The sequence below is a fragment of the Arthrobacter sp. TB 26 genome (genome assembly GCF_000427315.1).
Lineage (GTDB): Bacteria > Actinomycetota > Actinomycetes > Actinomycetales > Micrococcaceae > Arthrobacter.
This window is the reverse complement of the sequence record NZ_AUPJ01000097.1, coordinates 1-5,833: the sequence shown is the minus strand read 5'-3', so window position 1 is coordinate 5,833 and position 5,833 is coordinate 1. Positions and strand designations below refer to the sequence as shown.

5 protein-coding genes and 2 pseudogenes are annotated in these 5,833 nt (G+C 67.7%); 5 read left to right on the top strand and 2 right to left on the bottom strand.

Annotated features, from left to right (window positions below; translation table 11 throughout):
• Positions 1 to 36 precede the first annotated feature (36 nt).
• Positions 37 to 1,079, bottom strand: a pseudogene (gene zapE / locus K789_RS22125) (cell division protein ZapE).
• Between the two features lie 229 nt (positions 1,080 to 1,308).
• On the opposite strand from zapE, the gene K789_RS0102690 reads away from it, so the two are divergent.
• The 3 genes and pseudogenes from K789_RS0102690 to ybaK all read left to right on the top strand — a co-directional run bounded on the left by K789_RS0102690 (position 1,309) and on the right by ybaK (position 3,278).
• A complete protein-coding gene (locus tag K789_RS0102690) occupies positions 1,309 to 2,226 on the top strand; it encodes a sulfurtransferase (protein WP_024365403.1) in 918 nt (305 codons plus the stop codon).
• Positions 2,227 to 2,286: 60 nt separating this feature from the next.
• Positions 2,287 to 2,745: a cysteine desulfuration protein SufE gene (locus K789_RS0102685; protein ID WP_024365402.1), complete on the top strand. Its 459-nt coding sequence runs from the start codon at positions 2,287 to 2,289 to the stop codon at positions 2,743 to 2,745.
• Positions 2,746 to 2,778: 33 nt separating this feature from the next.
• Positions 2,779 to 3,278 (top strand): annotated as a pseudogene (ybaK, locus tag K789_RS22120) (Cys-tRNA(Pro) deacylase).
• 68 nt (positions 3,279 to 3,346) lie between these two features.
• On the opposite strand, the gene K789_RS0102675 reads toward ybaK, so the two are convergent.
• Positions 3,347 to 4,690, bottom strand: a complete 1,344-nt coding sequence (locus K789_RS0102675) for an alpha/beta hydrolase family protein (protein ID WP_024365401.1) — start codon at positions 4,688 to 4,690, stop codon at positions 3,347 to 3,349.
• A gap of 118 nt (positions 4,691 to 4,808) precedes the next feature.
• Here K789_RS0102675 and K789_RS0102670 point away from each other — a divergent pair, with 118 nt between their 5' ends.
• The gene (locus tag K789_RS0102670; protein WP_024365400.1) at positions 4,809 to 5,297 is read left to right on the top strand and encodes a hypothetical protein; all 489 of its coding nucleotides are present in this window, start codon (positions 4,809 to 4,811) and stop codon (positions 5,295 to 5,297) included.
• A 14-nt stretch (positions 5,298 to 5,311) separates the two neighbouring features.
• A complete protein-coding gene (gene msrB, locus K789_RS0102665) occupies positions 5,312 to 5,812 on the top strand; it encodes a peptide-methionine (R)-S-oxide reductase MsrB (protein ID WP_024365399.1) in 501 nt (166 codons plus the stop codon).
• Positions 5,813 to 5,833 lie beyond the last annotated feature (21 nt).

Below are 5,833 nucleotides of genomic sequence, written 5' to 3'. Positions count from 1 at the left end.
CGCAAGTGACCCCGCGTTGTTGTTGGCGCAGGAATGCTAGGAGGGTTCGTGGTTCTGGCCCTCGCGGGCCAGCGCGGTGAGCCTTGAGACAGCGCGGAAGTATTTTTTCATGTATCCGCCGGTCATCATTTCCTCGGTGAAGAGCTGGTCGAACGGCACGCCACTGGCCAGGATGGGCACATCCTTGTCGTACAGCCGGTCCGCGAGCACCACAAAGCGCAGCGCCACGGCCTGCTCGGTGATGGTGTGGACGTTCTTCCAGACCACACCCTCGATCCCGTCCAGCAACTGGCGGTACCGGCTCNGCTCGGGTGGACGCCGGCCAGGTGGTCGATCAGCGTGCTGAACTCATCGCGCGCCACCGTCTTGCCGTGGAACTCATTCTGCATGTGGTGGGTCAACTGATCATTCGGCAGCGGCTGCGGCGCGGCGGGCAGGCCGCGGTGGCGGAAGTCCTCGCCGTCGATCCGGACGACGTCGAACTGGTCCGCCAGCACCTGGATCTCCCGGGCGAAGTCGACGGCGGCAAAGCGGCCGTCGCCGAGGGAACCCGGCAGGGTGTTGGACGTGGCCGCAAGCTTCACGCCGGCGTCGGCCAGTTCGCGCATGAGCCGCGACATCAGCACGGTGTCGCCCGGATCATCGAGCTCGAATTCGTCGATGCAGACCAGTTTGTAGTGGCTCAGCGCCTCGACGGTCTTGCGGAAGGACAGCGCCCCGACCAGGTTGGTGTATTCGACGAAGGTGCCGAACGCCTTGGGCCCCGGCGCGGCGTGCCACAGCGAGGCCAGGAGGTGGGTCTTGCCCACGCCGAAGCCGCCGTCGAGGTAGATCCCGGCGCGGGACATGTCCTTCTTGCCGAAGAGTCGCTTGAAGAGCCCGTCGCCGTCGCGCGCGCCGACGTTGGCCGCAAAGGCTTCCAGCGCCCTGACCGCGGCGGCCTGGCTGGGCTGGGACGGATCCGGCCGGTAGCTGGAAAACGAAACCTCACCAAAGCGCGGCGACGGATAAAACCCGTTGAGGAGTTCATCCACTGAAACTGCCGGGGTGCGGGCGGCGAGCTGTTCGATCTGTACCAAGGTGGTCCGTTCTGCTGGTCTCTTGTCCCCAGAAAGAATACCGGCAAAGCGCGGGCCCCCTGTCGGCACAGTGCCTGGGGCGGACAGCACGTGACGAAGGCCATATTGCCGAGTGTGAACCCGGACGGGCAATCCCCGCAGGGCGTGGTTAGTGTTGGAGATGGCCCGGCGCCGCGTTCGATCCCACCATGGCCCGGCCTTCTGACCGTTTCAGTGAAAGGCCATCCCCATGCCCTACCCCGTTGAGCAGAATGAGAAGTTCGCCGCGTACGCCCACCCCGAGCGCCTCGTGTCCACCGAATGGCTGGCCGCCGCGATCGACTCCGGCGCCCTCAATGACGGCAAGCTCGTGGTGGTGGAATCCGACGAGGACGTGCTGCTCTACGAGATCGGCCACATCCCGGGCGCAGTCAAGATCGACTGGCACACCGACCTGAACGACGAGGTCACCCGCGACTACGTCGACGGCGCAGCGTTCGCCGTCCTCGCCGCGGCCAAGGGAATCTCCCGCGACAGCACCGTGGTCATTTATGGCGACAAGTCCAACTGGTGGGCGGCCTACGCACTGTGGGTCTTCGAACTCTTCGGACACGAGGACGTCCGGCTGCTCGACGGCGGCCGGGACAAGTGGACCGCCGAGGGCCGCGCCCTCACCACGGACAAGCCCGCCATCACCCCGGGCGTGTACCCCGTTGTCGAACGCAACGACGCCCCGATCCGCGCCTTCAAAGAAGACGTCCTGGCCCACTTCGGCAAGCCGCTGATCGACGTCCGCTCCACCGAGGAGTACACCGGCCAGCGCACCCACATGCCCGCCTACCCCGAGGAAGGCGCCCTGCGAGGCGGGCACATCCCCACCGCGGCCTCCATCCCGTGGGCACGGGCGGCTGCCGAGGACGGCACCTACCGCACCCGCCCCGAACTCGAGGCACTGTACCTCGGCGAGGCCGGCCTGAAGGAGGACGACGACGTCGTGGCGTACTGCCGCATCGGCGAGCGTTCCAGCCACACGTGGTTCGCGCTCAAGTACCTGCTGGGCTTCGACTCGGTCCGCAACTACGACGGATCCTGGACCGAATGGGGCAACGCCGTCCGCGTCCCGATCGTCAAGGGTGCCGAACGCGGCACCGTACCGGCCGCAAGGTAACCGAGTCGTCAGCGGACACCGATCGGGACACAAGCGGCGCGCGTGCGTAAGCTGGAAGAGATGAATACTTCTGCTCTCCCTACCGCACTGGCGGAAATTGTTGATGACTTCCAGGCCGTCACCGAACCCGAACGGCTCCAGCTGCTGCTCGAGTTCTCCCGCGAGCTCCCGGAGCTCCCGGACCGGCTCAAGGACCACCCGGAGCTAATGGAGCAGGTGGTGGAGTGCCAGTCGCCGCTGTACCTGACCATTGAAACGGAACAGTCCGACGGCGGCACGGCCGACGCCGTCCGGCTCTTCTTCAAGGCACCCCCCGAAGCCCCTACCACCCGCGGCTTCGCGGGCGTGTTGCACGAGGGCCTGGACGGTCTGAGCCCGGCCGAGATCCTGTCCGTCCCGGACGACATGCCGGAGCTGCTGGGCCTCACCCGGGCCATCACCCCGCTCCGGATGCGCGGGATGACCGCCATGCTGGGCCGGATCAAGCGCAAGGTTGCCGCCCTCCCGCAGCAGCCCTGACAGTCGCCCGGACACCCCGAGTATCGGAACAGAATGGCACGCAAGCAGGCTTCCCAGGGAACCCCGGCCACCGCAGCACTGGCGGCCGCCNCGGGGTTCCCTTCGTCGCCCACCCCTACAGCCACGACCCCGCGGCCGCAAGCTACGGGCTGGAAGCCGCGGAGGTGCTCGGAATCGATCCGGCCCGGGTGTTCAAAACCCTGATGGTCGACGTCGACGGCCGGCTTGCCGTCGGCGTCGTGCCGGTGAGCGGCAACCTGGACCTCAAGGCGATGGCGGCGGCGCTGGGCGGCAAAAAGGCGGCAATGGCGGACCCGGCGGTGGCACAGCGCCGCACCGGCTATGTGCTCGGGGGCATCTCACCGCTCGGACAGCGCCAGCCCTCCCCCACGGTTGTGGATTCCAGCGCACTGGGCCAGGACACGATTCTGGTGTCGGGCGGCCGGCGCGGCCTGGACCTCGAGCTGAGCCCGGCCGAACTGATCCGGCTCACCGGGGCGCACACGGCACGGATCGGCACCGGCAGGAGTTAGACGGGCGGCGCCCGCGCACCGAGAGTGCACTTAACGGCAATGCTGTCGCGGAACATTGCCGTTAAGTGTCACCTCGGCGAAGCGGGTCCCTCCGAAGGGGCGGGCGGCCCCGGATTCGGCTGGCCCGGATTCGGGCGCGGCGCGAGCTGCTGCCCCAGCCAGGCAGTGACCAGCCGCTCCCAGCGCTCCGGATCCACGTTCCATTCCTTGGTGTGCCGGGCGCGCTCGAAGGTCTCGAAGGTGACCATCTCCGGGTTCTTCTCGGCCAGGGCAGCGGACGGGCCGTAAGGGACATATTCGTCGTCCACGCTGTGGACGATCAGCGTGGACGTCCGCAGCTCCACCGCCCGGGAAACCCAGTCCATCGCCTTCAGGTCCACCGGCGCGGCAAGGCCGGTCAGCCGCCGCCCCAGCTTGTGGCTCATCATCAACTGCCCGTACCGTCCCACCGCGGAGGGGATCCTGTTGAGTTCGGCGTGGTGTGCCAGCACGTTTACCCAGTTGATGACCGGGGCATCCAGCACCATGGCCCGGATCAGCGGGTGGTAGCGGGACAAGTCCGCGGTCTGGAGGCAGATGGCCCCGCCCATGGACCAGCCAAAAAGCACCACTTCGCGGGCACCCTGCCCCAGCGCAAAGCCGATGGCCGCCTCAACGTCACGCCATTCGGTGGAGCCCAGGCCGTAGCGCCCGTCCTGTGCCGAGGGGGCCATGCCGTCATTGCGGTAGGAGATCAGCAGGCTGGACATGCCCAGTTCCAGGGCGGTCCGGACCGCCCTCAGGCACTCCTGCCGGTTCGCTCCCCTGCCGTGCACCATGATGGCCCAGATGCCGGACTCCTGCGGGGCCCGGACCAGCCACGCCGGAGCGGTCCCGCCGTCGACGTCGATGTCCACGTCTTCCGCGGGCAGGCCCATGCTGGCAGGGTCCGGGTACGCGGCGCCGCTCCAGTAGCCCCGCCGCGCCGTGCTGAGGTCGCCGCTGTAGACGGCCTCGACCTCCCGCTGCACTGTGCGCTCCGCCGGCGAATAGGACACAATCCGGCCGATCCGGGCGTGTCCCCGGCCGCCGTCGAAGAACAGTCCATAAACGCCTTCGACCGTGGCCTCGGGCGTGGCGGCGAGGATGACCTGCAGCCCGTGCCCGCCACGGATCACTGCAAGGACTTCCTGGTCCTCCTCCTTGACCCGGGCGGGAGTGATCACACGGCGTGCAAAATAGAGGGCCAGGGCGGAGGAACCGGCGGCAAGCAGCCCGGCCGCAGCGCTGCCGCCGATGATGCCGCCGAGCGCCCATTTGGCACTGCCCTTGACCGAAACTTCGGCCGCGGGAGCAACTGCGGCGCGGGGGGCCTGTCCACGGGCGGTGGGGATCCGGCGCGGATCCGGCAGGAGGCGGGGGGAGGAAGCCATGGCACCATTCTTACCGAACTCCCCGTCCAGCGTGGCATCCATGGCTCAGAACGGCGCCCGGGAAGCACACGGGGACCCAATCCGTGCGGGTGTGCCGGCGCGCGACTAGGCTGGGGACATGAGTGATCCAATCGTCATTTTGACAGAAGAGCCCCTCGGCGCGGACGACCGCGTCAACATCGAAACCCTGCTTGCCGGAGGTGATGCACCCCTGGTGGTCCTGGTTCCGGCCAGCACCGAGCGGCACCTGCTGGTGGATTTCCTGGAGAACCTCTCCTTGCTGGAGATCTCCAAGGCCTTCCGTGAACTGACGGCACACACCGACCCCGCAGGGGAACGCGCCGAAGCCGCCGAAACCCTGGCCGCCTCGCTCACTGCCCTGGCCGGACTTGGCAGCGGCGTGACCGGTGAAATCGTCGAGGGCAGGGCCGTCGACGGCATGGTCGCCCGGGTCAAGGAACTCGGCGCCGGGCAGGCCGTGGTGATCACCCGCCCGCACGCCGTCGCGGACACCTTCCACACCGACTGGGCCACCAAGGCCCAGGACAAACTCGGGCTGCCGGTCCTGCATCTTTACGCCGGATCGGGATTTATCGGGGACTCCTGAGCGTTATTGAGGCTATGAGCATCTTTAGTAACAGGCCAAAAGTCACGCCCGTCACCGCCCCCGCGGCCGCAAGCGCGGCCGGGTCCGATGCCGGGAGCGTCAACCCGCCCGTTGAAAAATCTGACGAGCAGTGGCGCCAGGAACTGACGCCGGAGGAGTACCGTGTGCTCCGCCAGGCCGGGACCGAGCGTCCCTATACCGGCGAGTACTGGGACACGCATACCGCCGGCGTCTACCAGTGCCGGGCCTGCGGCACGGAGCTCTTCACCAGCAAGGAGAAGTTCGATTCGCACTGCGGCTGGCCCTCCTTCTGGGCCCCGCTTGCGGATGGCACGGTCAGATACATCCACGACCGCACCCTGGGCATGGAACGCGTCGAGGTCCGCTGCGCCCACTGCGATTCACACCTCGGCCACGTGTTCGAGGGCGAAGGCTACGGAACCCCGACCGACCAGCGCTTTTGCATCAACTCCGTCTCCCTGAAGCTGGTTTCGGCGGACGACGCCGGCCAGTAGCCCGGGCCCGGCCCAACAACG